This window comes from Chromobacterium sp. Panama, from assembly GCF_003052555.1.
Taxonomy (GTDB): domain Bacteria; phylum Pseudomonadota; class Gammaproteobacteria; order Burkholderiales; family Chromobacteriaceae; genus Chromobacterium.
In genome coordinates, this window is sequence record NZ_QARX01000001.1 from 2783191 (window position 1) to 2799229 (window position 16039).

Here is a 16039-nt window from a genome sequence, read left to right on the forward strand (position 1 = left end):
GATACCCTCCAAGGAGCAAGCAAAGCAATGGACGCCATCATTCTGGACCTGGGCAGCGACATCAAGGGCGAGTGCAAGCTGGAAGGCTACACCGACAAGATCGAAGTGCTGTCCTACAGCCACAACGTGGCCATGCAGGTGACCAACGACGTCAGCAACACCGAACGCACCTCCGGCAAGCCGCATATCGGCGAATTCAGCCTGACCAAGTTCACCGACAAATCCACGCCGGAACTCAACGCCTACTGCTGCCAGGGCAAGAACATCCCCGAGGTCAAGATCACCATCGGCCGCAACGCGGCCGACAGCAGCGGCAAGGTGCTGCCCTACATCGTCTACACCCTGACCAACGCCATCCTGTCCAATGTCAGCGTCAGCGGCGGCACCGGCGGCAAGCCGGTGGAAAACCTCTCGCTCAACTTCACCAAGATCAAGTGGGAGCTGACCACCCAGAAAGACACCGGCGCCAAGGACGGCAACGCCGCCGCGGTGTGGGACCTGGCCGCCAACAAGTACTCCAAATAAGTCGATTGAATCCGCCGCGGAAGCCCATAAGCACAGCGGGCGTTCCGGGGTCTTTTGGCCACGGAAGCACACGGAAGAACACGGGCAAGCATCGGGCTTGCATGGACTTCATGACCACGGGTGTTGTCTTGTTCCGTGTTTTCCGTGCGCTTCCGTGGCAAGAAAGATTTCTTTCCTGTCTTTACGTGGGTTTTGTGGCTTAGCCACGGAAAAACACGGACAAACCCAAAGGCGGCGCCTGGCTTGCGTGAGCGATGACCACGGTTGTTGTCTTGTTCCGTGTTTTCCGTGCGCCTCCGTGGCAAGAAAGATTTCTTTCCTGTCTTTACGTGGGTTTCGGGGCCAAGCGTTTTTCCATGGCCCATGCACTTTTAGGATACCGCGATGCGCCAAGCCGCCCAGTTTCGCCCGGGTCTGTTCGAACTGCTGGCCGACGCCGAACCGCGGCAGCGGCTGGAGGCCGAGCCGCTGCTGCGGGTGGACCGCCGCCGGCTGCAAGAATCGGTGCGGGCGGAACTGGCGCGGCTGCTGTCCAGCCGCCGCGCGGCACAGCCCTACCTGGCCGAACTCAGCGTCATCGACTACGGTGTGGCGGACTGGAGCGCGCTGCACCCGGAGCGCGCCGAAGACCGCCAGCGGCTGGCGCGCGAGATCCGCCAGGCGATACGCAGCTTCGAACCCCGGCTGGCCGCGCCGCGCGTCAGCGTGGACACCGTGCCGGGCCGCGGCCTGCTCCTCAGCGTGCGCATAGACGGCGAACTCCAGGCCGAGGGCAGCCGCTGGCCGGCCGCCTTCGTCGCCGAGCTGGACCCGTCCGGCGCGCGGCTCACCGCCTGCGAGGACGCCGGCTGATGGAATCGCTGGACCCGCGCCTGCTGGACTACTACCAACGCGAACTCGCCTACCTGCGCCACGCCGGCGGCGAATTCGCCCAACGCTACCCCAAGGTGGCCCACCGCCTGCAACTGAGCGACGGCGAATGCCCGGACCCGCAAGTGGAACGGCTGCTGGAAGGCTTCGCCCTACTCTGCGCGCGGCTGCAACGCCGGCTGGACGACGACTACTCCGAGCTCACCGACGCGCTGCTGGAACAACTCTACCCGCACGCGCTGCGGCCCATGCCCTCCTGCGCCATCGCCCGCTTCGAGCCGGACCCGGACAAGGGCAAGCTGGACGCCGGCTACCGCATCGAGCGCGGCACCCCGCTGTTCGTGGCCACCACCGCCGGCGACAGCCTGCGTTTCCGCACCAGCGCCGCCGTCACCCTGTGGCCGCTGCGGCTCGCCGCCGCCAGCCTGCTGACCGAGGACGAAGCCCAGGCCGCCAGCGGCCTGGCCCAGGCGCGCGCCGCCCTGGTGCTGCGGCTGGAGAAACTGGGGCCGGAGCCGCTGGGCGCGCTGCCGCTGAACAGCCTGCGCATCCACCTGGCCGGCTCCCCGCTCAACGCCGCCGCGCTTTACGACCTGCTGTCCGCCCACAGCCTGCAAATCAGCTGCCGGCTGCCGGAGCGGCCCGGCCTCGCGCCCTCCATCCGCCCCGGCGCGCTGCCGCGCGCCTGCGGCTTTGGCGCCGACGAAGCGCTGCTGCCGGCCGAGGACGGCGTGCACCCGGCGCACGCGCTGCTGGCGGAATACTTCGCCTGCCCGGAAAAATTCGCCTTCTTCGACCTGCCGCTCAGCCTGCCGCGCCAGGCGGAGCGGCAGCTGGAAATCGTCATCGCCTTCGAACGCGCGCCGGCCGGCCGCCTGGGCATCCAGCACGGCGACATCGCGCTGGGCTGCGCGCCGGTGATCAATCTGTTTCCGCACACCTCGGAACCGCTGCGCCCGGACGGCAGCCGCAGCGAATACCTGCTGGTGGCCGACGCCCACCGCGACCACAGCGTGGAAATCCACTCCATCCGCCAGCTGCGCGCCGCCGGCCCGGACGGCGCGCGCCGCATCGCCCCCTACTTCGCCTGCAGCCACGGCGAGGGCGGCGACGGCCGCTACTGGCACGCGCGCCGCGTGCGCGGCCTCAACCGGCTGCGCCCCGGCAGCGACATGCTGCTCACCCTGGTGGACGCCGATTTCGACCCGCTGGCCGCCAGCGAACTCAGCCTCACCGCCGAACTGCTGTGCACCAACCGCCACCTGGCCGAGCAACTGCCGGCCGGCGCGCCGCTGATGTTCGAACTGCCCGGCCCGGTGGGCCAGGCGCGGCTGCTGCGCCCGCCGCGGCCGCAAACCGAAGCCGCGCTGGACGGCGCCTCGCGCTGGAAACTGGTGTCCCAGCTCAGCCTCAACCACCTGTCGCTGAGCGAAGGCCCGCAGGCGCTGGCCGCGCTGCGCGAAATGCTGGCGCTGCACAATCTGGGCGAACAGCCGGCCGCGCGCCGCCAGATCGAAGGCATCGTCGCGCTCAGCAGCGAACGCATCGTCGATCACGTCGGCGCCGACGCCTGGCGCGGCTGGCGCAACGGCCTGCTGCTGACGCTGGAGCTGGACCCGGCCTGCTTCGCCGGCGGCAGCCGCGTGCTGTTTGCCGCCGTGCTCGCCCACTTCTTCGCCCTCTACGCCCACGCCAACCGCTTCGTGCGCACCCGACTCGTCCACCAGCAACAGGAGATCCAGACATGGCAGCCCCCGCCCGGCCCCAGCCTGGTTCTGTAGCCGAGCGGCTGCTGACGCGGCCGCAGGGCTTCGAATTCGCCCAGGCGGTGATGCTGCTGGAACGGCTGACGCCGCAAGCCGCGCCGCTGGGCCAGGGCGCGGACCCGGCGCGCGAAGCGCTGCGGCTGCGCGGCCCGCTGCTGCCCGCCTTCGCCGCCAGCGAACTGAGCGCGCTGGAACCGGGCGCGCTGGGCGGCGACGCGCGGGACGGCCAGCCGGCGCTCGATGTCGAATCCTTCGGCCTGGGCGGCCCGGACGGCCCGCTGCCCTACGCCTACCAGGAATGGCTGCAACAGCGCCGCCAGGACAAAGACCACGCGCCGGCGGAATTCCTGCAACTGTTCCAACACCGGCTGCTGGCCCTGCTCTACCGCGCCCAGCGCAAATACCGGCTGGCGCCCAGCTTCGCCGCGCCGCGGCTCAGCCCGGCGCGGCCGCTGCTGCTCAGCCTGTGCGGCCTGCTGCCCGCCGGCCTGCAACAACGCCAGGCGGTGCCGGACGCCGCGCTGCTGGCCCGCGCCGCGCTGCTGGCGGACCGCCGCCGCTCGCTGGCCGGCTTCGCCGCCTTGGCCAGCCGCCACCTGGCCGCGCCGGTGCAAGCCAGCCCCTACGCTGGCGGCTGGCGCGAGATCCCGCCGGCCAGCCGCACCCGCATCGGCCCCAAGGGCTGCAACGCCGCGCTGGGCCAGGGCGCGCTGGCCGGCCGCCGCGCCTGGGACGAACACGCCGGCATCCGCCTGACCGTGGGCCCGCTGGACCCGGCCGGCTACCGCGCCTTCCTGCCCGGCGGCGAACGCCACCGCGCGCTGGCCGCGCTGGCGGCGTTCTACTTCGGCCCGGACCTGGACATCCAGCTCAGCCTGCTGTGGCAAGCGCCGGCCGCCGCGCTCAAGCTGCAAGCCCGCGCCGCGCCGCGGCTGAGCTGGGACAGCTGGCTGGGCGGTCCCGGCGGAGCGCGACAGCTGGACACCCGGCTGCAACGGCCGCCCCCGGCCGGCGAGGACCCGGCATGAGCGCCGAACTGTCCGAACTGGTGGCCCGCCTCAACCCCAGCTGCCGCAAGGCGCTGGAGCTGGCCGCCCAGCGCTGCCTGCAACAAAGCCACTACTACGTGGAAATCGAACACGTGCTGCTGGAGCTGCTGGAACTGCCCAACGGCGACCTGCCGCTGCTGCTGCCCAAGCTGGGCCTGAGCCCGGACCAGCTGAGCGCGGAGCTGCGCCGCAGCCTGGACCAGTTCAAGCGCGGCGAAACCCGCGCCCCGGCCTTCTCCAGCCACACCGTGGCCTGGCTCAAGGAAGCGCTGCTGCTGGCCACGCTGCGCCAGCAGGCCAGCATCCGCTCCGGCCTGCTGCTGCTCACCCTGCTGGAGCGCGACGAACTGCGCAATCTGCTGCTGATCGGCGCGCCCTGCCTGCTGCGCGCGCCGCGCCAGCCGCTGAGCGAACAGCTGGACGCCTGGGCCGCCGCCTCGCGCGAAGCCCCGTCCGCCGCCGCGGCGGAGCCGGCCGGCGCGCTGGCGCGCTTCACCCACGACCTGGTGGCCGACGCCCGCGCCGGCCGCATCGACCCCATCGTCGGCCGCGACGGCGAAATCCGCCAATGCCTGGACATCCTGCTGCGCCGCCGCCAGAACAACCCCATCCTGGTGGGCGCGCCCGGCGTGGGCAAAACCGCGGTGGCGGAAGGCCTGGCGCTGCGCATCGCCCACGAGGAAGTGCCGCCGGCGCTGGCCGGCGTCGGCCTGCTGGCGCTGGACCTGGGCCTGCTGCAAGCCGGCGCCGGGCTCAAGGGCGAATTCGAACAAAGGCTGCAAAGCGTGATGGACGACATCCGCGCCGCCGCCCGGCCCATCATCCTGTTCATCGACGAAGCCCACACCCTGGTGGGCGCCGGCGCGGCCGAGGGCCACAGCGACGCCGCCAACCTGCTCAAGCCGGCGCTGGCGCGCGGCGAACTGCGCACCGTGGCCGCCACCACCTGGCAGGAATACAAGAAATACTTCGAGCGCGACCCGGCGCTGGCGCGGCGCTTCCAGCCGGTGCAAGTGGAAGAACCGGACGAAGACCGCGCCGTGGCCATGCTGCGCGGCGTCGCCGCCCGGCTGGAACAACACCACGGCGTGCGCATCCTGGACGCCGCCATCCACGACGCGGTCAAGCTGTCCCACCGCTACATCTCCGGCCGCCAGCTGCCGGACAAGGCCATCAGCGTGCTGGACACCGCCTGCGCCCGCGTGGCGCTGGCCCAGCACGACCAGCCGCCGCAGCTGGAAAACCTGCGCCACCGCCAGACCATGTTGGACGAGGAACTGGAGCGGCTGCTGAACGAACAGGCCACCGGCCTGGACCACGCCGCCCGCATCGCCGCGCTGCGCCAAGACAGCGCGCGCCAGCTGCAAGCCATGCGCGAACTGACCGTGCGCTGGCAAGACGAATTGCGCGCGGTGCGCGAAATCCTGCGCACCCGCCAGCAACTGCTGGACTTCCTGGCCAGCGAGCCCGAGCTGCCCGCCGGCGAACCGCCGCTGCTGCTGGAAGAAGCCGAAGACGGGACCGCGACCGCCGACGACGACGAAGCCGCGGACCCGGCGCTGCGGCTGGCGGAACAACTGGCGCGGCTGGAAGCCGGCCTGGACGCGCTGCGCCAGGACGACCCGCTGGTACCGGAACACGTGGACTCCAAAGCCGTGGCCGCCGTCATCGCCGGCTGGACCGGCATACCCGTGGGCAAGATGCTGGCCGACGAAGCCTACGCCATCCGCACCCTGGCCCAGCGCATGGGCCAGCGCGTGATCGGCCAGCCGGCCGCGCTGGGCAAGATCGCCCAACGCATCCAGGCCTACCGCGCCGGCCTCACCGACCCCGGCAAACCGGTGGGCGTGTTCCTGCTGCTCGGCCCCACCGGCGTCGGCAAGACCGAAACCGCCTACGCGCTGGCCGACGCGCTCTATGGCGGCGAACGCAATCTGATCGTGGTCAACCTGGCGGAATACCAGGAAGCCCACAGCGTCAGCCAGCTCAAGGGCGCGCCGCCCGGCTATGTCGGCTACGGCCAGGGCGGCGTGCTGACCGAAGCGGTACGGCGCAAGCCCTACAGCGTGGTGCTGCTGGACGAAATCGAAAAAGCCCACCCGGATGTGCTGGAAGCCTTCTACAACGTGTTCGACAAGGGAGTCATGGAAGACGGCACCGGCCTGACGGTGGACTTCAACAACACCATCATCCTGGCCACCAGCAATGTGGGGGCGGAGCTATTGCAAACCACGCCAGGCGAACAACTCGCCACCCAGCAGTTCGACGAACGCCTGCGCAAAACGCTGTTACAAGCCTTCCGCCCCGCCTTCCTCGCCCGCATGACCGTGGTGCCCTATCCGCCATTGGCGGAACGCACATTGGAAAACATCGTGATCAATAAGCTGGAAAAACTGCAAGCCCGCTATAAGGCGGCGACAGGGAAACAATTCGACTTCGACCCGGCCATTGTGAAAGCGGTTTTGGCTAAATGCAGCTCTGCCGGCGCGCGGGATATCGAGAACGTGTTGATGGCGCAGGTGACGGGGAAGTTGGCGGAGTGGGTGTTGGAACCCTAGGAGATATGCACATGAACTTACTCAGAGGACTGAATAGTTACGCTGAAGCTGTGACAATACTGACCTACAAAACTGCTGGCGGGTTCGCCCCCATACCCAATGAAGTTCCAGCCAAGCCGCCTAAGGACGCCTGTGATGTACAAAAAGGAACCGATGGCGAAACCCGTTACTCCCAAGACTCCGCCTGGATCTACTTTATGCAGAAGAATCACACAGGAGACAACGCGATAGTTGAATACACCACGAACCCAAACATGGCGAATCAGTTTAGTCGTCCGCTTACGATTGGCATCGAGATAGCAGATGCATGGTGCTATTCATGCGAAAAAGACTCATTTGAAAGTGGAGTAATGATTTTTCGAAGAGCCCCATTTATAAAAATACACGGCCTCATGATCAGCAAGCCCCAAATGCATGCTAGTCGTTCGGAAAAAGACACAATTTTCTTTACGTAGCTAGTGCAGTTGGCCTCGATGGCACAGATAGATATTTCTCACTTATGAGACAAACCAATGCCTCACCCTATCGACACTAAAGCTACCCTACCCGCCCCTTTGACTATCAAGAACAGGCTATTTAGATAGAAACAGCAAGGGCAATGAAGGCTTTTTATTTATCCACGAACACTGACCAGTGAAATACAATTCACTAACATTTTTCTAGAAAGAATAACATGGATGATGACTTCTTTTTTTCAGGCATAGGTAGTACGCGCGAAAAAAATTCTACACTTCTTAAGGCTAAGCAGTCACGCTACCATGCAATAAAAGAAGTGCCCATAAACAAAATACAACTACGAGGAGACTCCTACACAACCGGCGTTCATCATGAGCTAATGATTTTTCTAGAAAATTCAATAAATATAAGGGTATCAAGAACAAATGGGGAGGACACCCTTCAATTAGATGCTATAGATACAGGGAAATATGCAAAAAATGTACTACATGAAAATAAAATAACCGACAAAAAAATAAACACAAAAACCGTTTTTATTGCATTTTCAGAAACAAAAAATGCTAGACCATACTACGACCAAGCAGATTGCCAAACCTTTGCGGCAGAAGTCTACAAAAAAATAACCGGAGAATCGCTTAACTCGAATTTAGGTGACGATGACTTCATTTAAGACGAGCCAACTATGCCAACTCAAATTAAGATAGAACACAAAAGAAGCACCTGTGCTAGAGGCGGACATATACTCACCACCAAGAACCTGAAATACGCCCCACTCAATTTATTTATTTTTATAGCCTACGGAAATACTAAGGGCCGTAGGTTGGGCTAAATGCAATGAAGCCCAACGTTTACCATTCACCATCCAAAAGCGACATAACCTTGGGCTTTCCTATTCACGCATAAAATAAACGCAATCCACTAAACCACCATGCTCCGCCCCTCCGACAAAACCACCCCGCTCTCGCTCAGCGCCTCCGTGCTGAAAGAGCTCTACCCGGACAGCCTGTCCAGCGACGAGGCGCTGAATGTGCTGGGTAACTTCACCCTGGCCGGCTTCAGCGACAGCGCTCTACCACAGAACAAAGCTCTTCTATCCTAGTTAGCAAGTTAGCGGAACGAATTTAGAATCGATACGATGATTTAAGCAGCAACCGGCAGAGTATCAACTCATTGGAAACAAACACAGGGAGGCCGCATGATTACCGTTATGACCCTCAGTGGTGGCTCGGGCACCATGTTTTGCAGTTGCAAGAATGGGGACTGCCAAGACCACAGCCTCATTTCCATTACCACTCAAAACCATGAGGTCTATCAGTTTCAATACTCCGCCGGCCATCAAACAATGTATCTCAGAACCGCCAAGGATAAGATCACCCAGTTTTGGACCAACACCAAAGCCGCTCACATCCGGGTCCGACATGTGATTTACATCCCCAGCAAGAATGAAGTGGCGCACATTCTAAGAAGCAAGCCGCCGGAAATCGGCATCCCGCCAACCAGCGCCATCGGCAGGCCGCCGCCAGCCCATCAGAGCATGGGTTCGGTAGTGGATATGAAGCCGCCCACCATGACCATGCGTCGCGGCGATGATGTCTTGATTGACATTGGCGGCAGCCATGGCGATGAAAAGGCCTTCTCGCATAAGCCGCTATTAAAAAAAATGCCGACGGCGCTGGGCTTGGATCAAGACAGAATGATCCAATTCATGACGGAGAATAATGGAAAAAACCTGGGCAACTGCGCGGAGGTGGTGGCGGCGGTGCTTGAGGCCGGCATCACCGACGCTCGGGATAGGCCGCTGACCACCGGCTACACGCTGCCCTTATGCGCTTGCATCTGCTGCTGCCATTCGCCTACCTCGGTGAGCAAACTGGCCTTTAACATCCAGAAAAACACCCTGGCGCAACTCAGCGAACAAGGCCTGCTGAGCACGGACTTGCTGGGCTACGCCCCCAATAAAATCTCCCAAGCCGGGAAAAGTCAACGTGACGAATTCGACTTATTCGATATCGACTTTGACTCGCTGTCTTACTACCAGAAAGATGACAATTGCTGTACCTCCCTGATTAAAATCATCTGGGACACTTTATCCATGTGCACCTTCAGCACCTACTCCAGAGCGCATGGCGGGGGCCAAGACAAGCAGCACTAACACCGCAGCATTAATTTGGAAGCTGTTTACCATCTGCTACGCGGTCAAGATCAAAGCGACTTGGCTTGCCAGCCGCACTGGAAACCGCGTATTCGATGCTCCCCAGGTCCCTTCAAGCCTGCCGTCGGGTGGCAGGCCCGAGGTCTTAAGCGGCTGCTTGTTCGAGCACCGCGACGTTAGCGCGGGGCGAGTTCAGCCGCGCCTCGGGCCTGACGGGGCCCGACGGGAAGCCGTAGGCCAGGCTTGCAGGGCGGCCTTTGGGGTGAAGGGGAATTTGGCCGAGCAAATTCCCCTTCCTGCCCGCCGGGCAGCCCCGGCAATGCAAACCATCATCCGCATAGCGGATTCAATGTATTGGGCAATACCTGAAAAGATCGTGAACAGACGTTTAGAGCCGTCAAGGAGCAACGATGCGCGTAGCCAGCTTCAATCTGGAAAAAAACGGCGAATCCTCGCCGCTGGATAAAAAGGCGCAGGTCGAGACCTTCATCCACCAATGCTGCTCCAACGACAGCTGGGACGTTGACGTGGTGTTTCTGTGCGAAGTGCACTCCGCCAGGCTGGACGACTATTACGATTATTTACGCGGCGTGTATCAAAACTATGATGTCCACGCCTTTGCCGGCGGCCACTCCAACGGCTACATCGTGATAACCAGAAAAGGGCTACATCTCGAAGTTGTCAGCCAGGGACACTTGAAAGGCCTGAACCGGGACTTGATCGCGGTCGTGGCCCAAGGCGTCAACGGCTACACCGGCCTCTTGTTTCTGGCTCACTTCAAATCCGGCCAGGGCGGGCTGACCAAGAGCCAGTTGCGGGACTGCACCAGCCTGGACGGACACTGGGTGGCCACCGGCGATCTGAATCTGGACTACACCCGAGTAGAGGAGCTGGACACCCCCGGCGTGGCCTATGAATGCTGGCAAGGACAGGCCACCCACGCCAAAGGCGGCATCCTGGATTGGGTGCTGGCCTCGGTCGACGTCAAAGTCGCGCCTTTCGACATCAGCGGCTGGGCGGACGCGTTCGACATGAGCGGCCCGGACCATCGCCCCATCGTCTTCGACGTCCTCAGCTGAGCGCCGCTGCCGCGAGACGCCCATGCCCCGCCATCGGCCTGACTGATTATTCGACAAAGCAATACTAAGCCCACCTTTGAGGAGCATAGCGATGAGTCTAAGGTTGAGATTTGAATTGCTGAAGAGCCTGGTGAATGTCACATCGATAGAAGGCGACGGCAAGTTTCCCGGCAATGCCAACAGCAGCTGCACCGGTCAGGTGCTGACCTGGTTTCGCGCCTTGAGCGGCAACTTGAAAAGCGGCACCGGCCTTAGCGAATCGCTATTAAGCCCTCAGCAACAGGCCACCCAATTGCATTTTGAACAGCTGAATAACGGCAACACCAGAATACTGGCGTCGATAGCGGAGAAAACCGTCAATATGCGCGGGCAAAACTCCGCGGAAAACATCAAAGACAAAACCCCATGGTCAGGCAAATACAAGCTCTACATCATCGCCAGTTCCAAAGGCAGCGGCCATGCGTTGGGCGTCTATTTTCCCTGGACGGGCAGAGTCCAGTTTTACGATCCCAACCTGCTAGTGTGCGAAATGAAGAAAGACGACGACATTTACCCTTTATTATCGCAATGGGTCAGGATGTACGACGGGCTGGACGCGCCGGACTCGATATGGGGGCACGAAGACCTGTACGTCATTCCCGAGTCCAAATTAAAAACCACCTATCTCGTATGACGCGGCAATCGCAGGCATCGATGCGCGCCAGCCCCCGAGCCGGGGGCAGAGGGGAAGTGCACATGAAACACCGCGCCCCATTCACCGCCTCAAGCCGGCCTGGCCAGCGGCAAGCCGCCCTATTGGCCGTCTTGCCGCCAGAGACGCCCAGGCAGGAGAAGAGTCAATCCCGCCGCGCCGCTCATGCTCTATTTCCCAATATTTGAGAACCGTCATGCCCCGCCCCTCCGATAAAACCACCCCGCTCTCGCTCAGCGCTTCCGCGCTGAAAGAGTTGTACCCGGACAGCCTGTCCGGCGACGAGGCGCTGAACGCGCTGGGCAGCTTCACCCTGGCCGGCTTCAGCGACAGCGCGCTGACGCTGGACAAGGCGGTGGCCTCCCACCTGACGCTGAGCCTGCGCCGCGACGACAAGACCCGGCCCGTAGACGGCCTGTGCGCGGCGATACGCCAATTGCCGGGCGACGCCACCGCGGACCGCTACAGCGTGACGCTGCGGCCCTGGCTGTGGTGGCTGAGCCTGGCCGGCAACAACCGCATCTTCCAGAACCAGAGCGTGCCGGACATCGTAAAAGCGGTATTCGCCGGCCACGGCTTCAGCGACTACCAGCTGAAGCTGGATGCGACTTATCCCAAGCGCGAATACTGCGTGCAGTTTGGCGAAAGCGATCTCAATTTTGTGATGCGGCTGCTGGAAGACGCCGGCATCTTCTGGTTCTTCACCCACGCCGACGGCAAGCACACCCTGGTGCTGGCGGACGGCAACAGCCATTTCCCGGACTGCCCCAATAACGCCAAAATTCCCTATCTGGGCCAGGATCTGGGCGGGCGCGAGCTGGAAGGCGTGCGCAGCGCCGGCATCAGCCGCCAGGCGGTGGCCGGCGGCTACCGCGCCGGCGATTACGAATTCACCACCGCCAGCGCCTCGCTGTACGCGCAGGCGCTGGCCAAATCCGATCTGCCCAATCTCTACCAATACCCGGGCGGCTACGCCAAGAAGGCGGACGGCGACGCGCTGGCCAAGCAGCGCAGCGACGGCCTGCGCGCCGAGGAAGTGGAGCTGGTGGGCGACAGCGACTGCCGCTGGCTGATTCCCGGCCACTGCTTCACCCTGAGCGGCCACCCGGACCCGGCCTGCAATATCGCCTGGGTAATCACCCGCGTCAGCCACGAAGCCGGCCAGCAGCACTACCGCAACCGCTTCGCCGCCATCCCCAAGGCCACCCCCTACCGCCCGCCGCGGCTCAGCCCCAAGCCGGTGATGCACCCGCAGGTGGCCAAGGTGGTGGGCAAGGCCGGCGAGGAGATCTGGACCGATAAATACGGCCGCGTCAAGGTGCAATTCCCCTGGGACCGCGACGGCAAGGACGACGAATCCAGCTCCTGCTGGCTGCGGGTGATGCAGCCGTGGAGCGGCAAGGGCTTTGGCATGCAGTTCATCCCGCGCATCGGCCAGGAAGTGATTGTCAGCTTCATCGACGGCGACCCGGACAAGCCGCTGGTCAGCGGCTGCGTCTACAACGGCGACAACGCGCTGCCCTACGAACTGCCGGCCAAGCAGGCCCAATCCGGCCTCAAGACCAACTCGACAAAAGGCGGCGGCGGCTTCAACGAATTACGCTTCGACGACAGCAAGGACAAGGAAGAAGTGTTCTTCCAGGCGCAGAAGGACTACACGGTGAAAGTGCTCAACGACGCAGCCGCCGACGTGGGCCACGACGAAACCCTGGTGGTGAAGAACGAGCGCAAGCGCAGCGTCACCGAGGGCAACGACAGCCTCAGCGTGGACAAGGGCAACCGCACCGTGGAAGTGAAAACCGGCAATGAAACCCTCAACGTCAAGGGCAAGCGCACGGTCAAGGTGGAGGGCGACCAGAGCCACAGCACCGGCGGCAATCACGAACACAAGGTCAGCGGCAACTACACGCTGACCGTGGACGGCAACCTCACCATCAAGGTCAGCGGCACCCTCACCCTGCAAAGCGGCGGCGCCTTCACCGCCAAGAGCGACGCCGCCTACACCGCCCAGGCCGGCACCAGCCTGACCAACAAGGCCGGCACCGGGCTCACCAACCAGGCGGGCACCGAGCTGACCAATAAAGCCGGCACCACCCTGACCAACGACGCCGGGGTGTCGCTGACCAATAAGGCCAGCGCCAGCCAGACCGTGGACGGCGGCGGCATGCTCACCCTCAAGGGCGGGCTGATCCAGCAGAACTGACGCGATGGCGGAACCGATAGACCTCCAGCAAGACCAGCAGCGCTTCGTCGGCCAGCTGGCCGACGGCAAGCTGCAAGGCCCGGCGCGCATCGACCAGGCCGGCGCGCCGCTGGCGCGCTTCCACTACCAGGACGGCCAGCTGCACGGCCCGGCCACCCTGCTGCACCCCGGCGGCCAGCCCTCGGCCCAGCTGCATTACCAGCGCGGCCAGCTGCACGGCGCCGCGCAGTACTGGTCGCCGGAGGGCGCGCTGCAACGCCAGGCCCATTACCGCCACGGCCTGCCGCACGGCGAAACCCGCACCCTGTTTCCCAACGGCCAGGCGGCGGAGCTGGCGGTCTACCGCAACGGCCTCAAGCACGGCCTGCAACAGCGCTACCACCCCAACGGCGCGCTGGCGGAACGGCAGCATTTTGTCGAGGGCAAGCCGCTGGGGCCGCCGGAACGCTTCGCCGACGACGGCCGGCCGCTGAACGCGGACGGCAAGCCGATGGCGCGCTGGCGCTGGTGGTGGAGAAAGATGATGGGGTGAGCGCGGGGCCTAAGAACCTGTTTACGATCTGCTGCGCGTCGGCGGGATGGATAGAAATGGGCGTTAAAAACAAGCTCAAAATGCTCATGTACCACGTGTACATTCCGCTTTTTCGCTCGTTTTCGCCTTGTCTCGCTCTTGCTCGCAAGATCGTAAACACGTTCTAAGAGCGGCTAACATTGTCAGTTTCACGTCTTTCGACAATCAGGACGGCTCTACATTTCTTGAACGAACATCACGGTGTTTCCGGCTGGATCGCTGACTTGCGCAAGCTTTATAAATCCTAGGTCCTGTGTTTCGCTAGCGGTAACACCAGCGTCTTGGCAAACTGCCCTCTGTGTTTCGATATCGTGGACACCGCATACCACAGATGATTTACCCGCAAGGCTAGGGTCAGGAGCCAGCGAAACTTGAATCCAAGCATTTTCCGCCAGCTGCCATTCGGCGACGCCCTCATAAGGTGTGATATCTGGCTTGCGCCCAAGCCATTTGGCGTACCATTCAACGGCTCCGTCGAAATCATTCACGTGAAGAACGGAGACTACACTCGTAAAATTGTTATTCGACATTTCCTTATTCTCCTTCGCAAATAAAAATATCCATTTTTTAAACTTGTAGGCTCACATTACGATTTCTTCAGTACGTGAAATGCTGCCTAGCCGCGCAGCGGATTCAAGGCTTTGAACAAGACTTCCCGTCAGCAAAGACCATGAACAGGCGAGCGCTACACCTGCCGCCCCAGCCACACCACCCGTCCCAACACCGAGAAATCCGCCGGCGGCGCGGCCAGGTCCACCTCGAACGGCGGATAAGCCTCATTGGCGCTGGACAGCCCCAGCTTGCCGCCCGGCAGCCGCTGCGCCCGGCGCACCACCACCTCGCCGTTCAGCTCCAGCGCGTACAAGCCGCTGCCCGGCTGCGTCTCCGCCCGGTTGACCAGGGCCAGATCGCCGTCGTTCAACACCCCGGCCATCGCGTCGCCGGCCACCGCCACCACCGCCAGCTGCTCGGCCGGCAGCTTGAGCCGGGACGCCAGCCAGCCCTGCGCCAGCGGCAAGGCCGCGCCGGCGCCGTAACACGGCACCTCCACATGCGCGCCCTGCGGCGCATAGCGCTCCACCGTCTCGCCGGTCCGCGGACCGGCCTCGCCCGGCAAGGCCTCGCCCTCGCCGAACAACAGCCAATCCGCCCGCACGCCGGTCAAACGCGAAAACTTGGCCACCAGCACGGCGGACGGCTGGCGCGCGCCGCCTTCGTAGTTTTGCAGCGACACCAGCGAGATGCCCAGTTTCTGCGCGGTGACGTCGCGCGCTTCTTTCAGCACCGTATCGCGGATAAACCTCAGTCGTTTGCCAAGAGATTCCACTGCCCACCCCCTCAGATTCAACAACGGACCCAGCTAATAGACGGAAAAACAACATTCGCAGTCCATGCAATGCATTGACTTTATTGAATATCTTTATTTTTCCGCATGACGGACCACGCTCGCATTTGCAATAAACCTCAATCGTGGTCAGATGTTTCCATGCCGATGACAAGAAGCGGCCGACGCCGTCAAGGCTGAGCCGGCCCAGGCCCGGCGGCCATCCGCCAGGCCGCGCTTGCGTCAAGGCCAAACCAGGCGCCGACACGATTCGTGCATTCTAAGCCCGCCCTCTGGAAAGCGCGAATCCGGCCGGTCCAGCCCCGGCCGGCGCGCCGGCGGCAAGCCGGCCGCGCCGCTGGCCCCCTTTAGGAGCAGCCATGCCGATACGCACCCTCCTCGCCCGATTCGCCAAGCCGCCGCCGGCCAAGCCGCTCGCCCGCCTGATCAAGACCGTGCAGCAATTGCACGCGCAGCGCGCCGACAACCCCGCCCTCGCCGCCATCGATCTCGAGCTCGCCTATCTGTCCCGCTGCTGCGAGCATTACGACGACATCGCGGACGAGCTGCGCCAGTGCTGCGAGGCGCTGAGCGCGCTGCTGCTGATGCTGCGCCACACCGAAAACGCGCAACTGCGCGGCAAGGCGCTGTGGGCCTTGCTGGAGCCGCTGCAGCAACGTTTGCAGCTGGCGGCGGCCAAGCTGGAGGCGGTGACCTCCTGAGCGGCGGCGTGACCGTCGCGCCAGCCAGCGCGAGACTGGCGCTTGCGGCCGAGACGGCGGCCAGCGCAAACGG

Annotated in this window: 16 protein-coding genes; 14 read left to right on the plus strand and 2 right to left on the minus strand. The window is 63.3% G+C overall.

Annotated features, from left to right (window positions below):
- Positions 1-27: 27 nt before the first annotated feature.
- The 13 genes from DB032_RS12520 (at position 28) to DB032_RS12565 (ending at position 13881) form a co-directional block, all read left to right on the plus strand.
- A complete protein-coding gene (locus DB032_RS12520; protein WP_048409970.1) occupies positions 28-525 on the plus strand; it encodes an Hcp family type VI secretion system effector in 498 nt (165 codons plus the stop codon).
- Positions 526-909: 384 nt separating this feature from the next.
- Positions 910-1377, plus strand: a complete 468-nt coding sequence (gene tssE, locus DB032_RS12525) for a type VI secretion system baseplate subunit TssE (protein WP_107801837.1) — start codon at positions 910-912, stop codon at positions 1375-1377.
- On the plus strand, positions 1377-3176 hold the full coding sequence (gene tssF, locus DB032_RS12530) for a type VI secretion system baseplate subunit TssF (protein WP_199225885.1): 1800 nt from the start codon (positions 1377-1379) through the stop codon (positions 3174-3176). The genes tssE and tssF overlap by 1 nt, the downstream gene beginning before the upstream one ends.
- Positions 3140-4189 (plus strand): type VI secretion system baseplate subunit TssG, encoded by a 1050-nt coding sequence (gene tssG / locus DB032_RS12535; protein WP_107799790.1) that lies wholly within the window; start codon positions 3140-3142, stop codon positions 4187-4189. Before tssF ends, tssG begins: the two co-directional genes overlap by 37 nt.
- Positions 4186-6768, plus strand: coding sequence for a type VI secretion system ATPase TssH (gene tssH, locus DB032_RS12540; RefSeq protein ID WP_107799791.1), 2583 nt, complete (start codon positions 4186-4188; stop codon positions 6766-6768). The genes tssG and tssH overlap by 4 nt, the downstream gene beginning before the upstream one ends.
- Positions 6769-6779: 11 nt before the next feature.
- Positions 6780-7223, plus strand: coding sequence for a hypothetical protein (locus tag DB032_RS23715; RefSeq protein ID WP_146176658.1), 444 nt, complete (start codon positions 6780-6782; stop codon positions 7221-7223).
- A 218-nt stretch (positions 7224-7441) separates the two neighbouring features.
- Positions 7442-7894 (plus strand): hypothetical protein, encoded by a 453-nt coding sequence (locus DB032_RS23720; protein ID WP_146176659.1) that lies wholly within the window; start codon positions 7442-7444, stop codon positions 7892-7894.
- A 258-nt stretch (positions 7895-8152) separates the two neighbouring features.
- A complete protein-coding gene (locus DB032_RS24150) occupies positions 8153-8323 on the plus strand; it encodes a hypothetical protein (RefSeq protein WP_158274300.1) in 171 nt (56 codons plus the stop codon).
- A gap of 96 nt (positions 8324-8419) precedes the next feature.
- Positions 8420-9376 (plus strand): hypothetical protein, encoded by a 957-nt coding sequence (locus DB032_RS12545; RefSeq protein ID WP_107799792.1) that lies wholly within the window; start codon positions 8420-8422, stop codon positions 9374-9376.
- Positions 9377-9786: 410 nt separating this feature from the next.
- The gene (locus tag DB032_RS12550) at positions 9787-10455 is read left to right on the plus strand and encodes an endonuclease/exonuclease/phosphatase family protein (RefSeq protein ID WP_107799793.1); all 669 of its coding nucleotides are present in this window, start codon (positions 9787-9789) and stop codon (positions 10453-10455) included.
- 91 nt (positions 10456-10546) lie between these two features.
- Entirely contained in the window at positions 10547-11128 is a 582-nt protein-coding gene (locus DB032_RS12555; protein ID WP_146176660.1) for a hypothetical protein, read from the plus strand.
- 214 nt (positions 11129-11342) lie between these two features.
- Positions 11343-13349, plus strand: a complete 2007-nt coding sequence (locus DB032_RS12560; protein ID WP_107799795.1) for a type VI secretion system Vgr family protein — start codon at positions 11343-11345, stop codon at positions 13347-13349.
- 4 nt (positions 13350-13353) lie between these two features.
- Complete coding sequence (locus DB032_RS12565) at positions 13354-13881, plus strand: toxin-antitoxin system YwqK family antitoxin (RefSeq protein WP_107799796.1); 528 nt, start codon at positions 13354-13356, stop codon at positions 13879-13881.
- A 215-nt stretch (positions 13882-14096) separates the two neighbouring features.
- Here the strand turns inward: DB032_RS12565 and DB032_RS12570 are convergent, their stop codons facing one another.
- Together DB032_RS12570 and DB032_RS12575 are read right to left on the minus strand one after the other, a co-directional pair.
- Positions 14097-14450 (minus strand): VOC family protein, encoded by a 354-nt coding sequence (locus DB032_RS12570; RefSeq protein WP_107799797.1) that lies wholly within the window; start codon positions 14448-14450, stop codon positions 14097-14099.
- 155 nt (positions 14451-14605) lie between these two features.
- Positions 14606-15247 carry a S24 family peptidase gene (locus tag DB032_RS12575; RefSeq protein ID WP_146176661.1) on the minus strand — a complete coding sequence of 214 codons (642 nt, stop codon included), beginning with the start codon at positions 15245-15247 and terminating at the stop codon, positions 14606-14608.
- A 377-nt stretch (positions 15248-15624) separates the two neighbouring features.
- On the opposite strand from DB032_RS12575, the gene DB032_RS12580 reads away from it, so the two are divergent.
- Positions 15625-15966, plus strand: a complete 342-nt coding sequence (locus DB032_RS12580) for a hypothetical protein (protein WP_107799799.1) — start codon at positions 15625-15627, stop codon at positions 15964-15966.
- Positions 15967-16039: the final 73 nt, after the last annotated feature.

Coding starts and splice junctions, on each gene's coding strand:
- DB032_RS12520 (WP_048409970.1), top strand. CDS start 28: ATGGACGCCATCATTCTGGACCTGGGCAGCGACATCAAGGGCGAGTGC.
- tssE (WP_107801837.1), top strand. CDS start 910: ATGCGCCAAGCCGCCCAGTTTCGCCCGGGTCTGTTCGAACTGCTGGCC.
- tssF (WP_199225885.1), top strand. CDS start 1,377: ATGGAATCGCTGGACCCGCGCCTGCTGGACTACTACCAACGCGAACTC.
- tssG (WP_107799790.1), top strand. CDS start 3,140: ATGGCAGCCCCCGCCCGGCCCCAGCCTGGTTCTGTAGCCGAGCGGCTG.
- tssH (WP_107799791.1), top strand. CDS start 4,186: ATGAGCGCCGAACTGTCCGAACTGGTGGCCCGCCTCAACCCCAGCTGC.
- DB032_RS23715 (WP_146176658.1), top strand. CDS start 6,780: ATGAACTTACTCAGAGGACTGAATAGTTACGCTGAAGCTGTGACAATA.
- DB032_RS23720 (WP_146176659.1), top strand. CDS start 7,442: ATGGATGATGACTTCTTTTTTTCAGGCATAGGTAGTACGCGCGAAAAA.
- DB032_RS24150 (WP_158274300.1), top strand. CDS start 8,153: ATGCTCCGCCCCTCCGACAAAACCACCCCGCTCTCGCTCAGCGCCTCC.
- DB032_RS12545 (WP_107799792.1), top strand. CDS start 8,420: ATGATTACCGTTATGACCCTCAGTGGTGGCTCGGGCACCATGTTTTGC.
- DB032_RS12550 (WP_107799793.1), top strand. CDS start 9,787: ATGCGCGTAGCCAGCTTCAATCTGGAAAAAAACGGCGAATCCTCGCCG.
- DB032_RS12555 (WP_146176660.1), top strand. CDS start 10,547: ATGAGTCTAAGGTTGAGATTTGAATTGCTGAAGAGCCTGGTGAATGTC.
- DB032_RS12560 (WP_107799795.1), top strand. CDS start 11,343: ATGCCCCGCCCCTCCGATAAAACCACCCCGCTCTCGCTCAGCGCTTCC.
- DB032_RS12565 (WP_107799796.1), top strand. CDS start 13,354: ATGGCGGAACCGATAGACCTCCAGCAAGACCAGCAGCGCTTCGTCGGC.
- DB032_RS12570 (WP_107799797.1), bottom strand. CDS start 14,450: ATGTCGAATAACAATTTTACGAGTGTAGTCTCCGTTCTTCACGTGAAT.
- DB032_RS12580 (WP_107799799.1), top strand. CDS start 15,625: ATGCCGATACGCACCCTCCTCGCCCGATTCGCCAAGCCGCCGCCGGCC.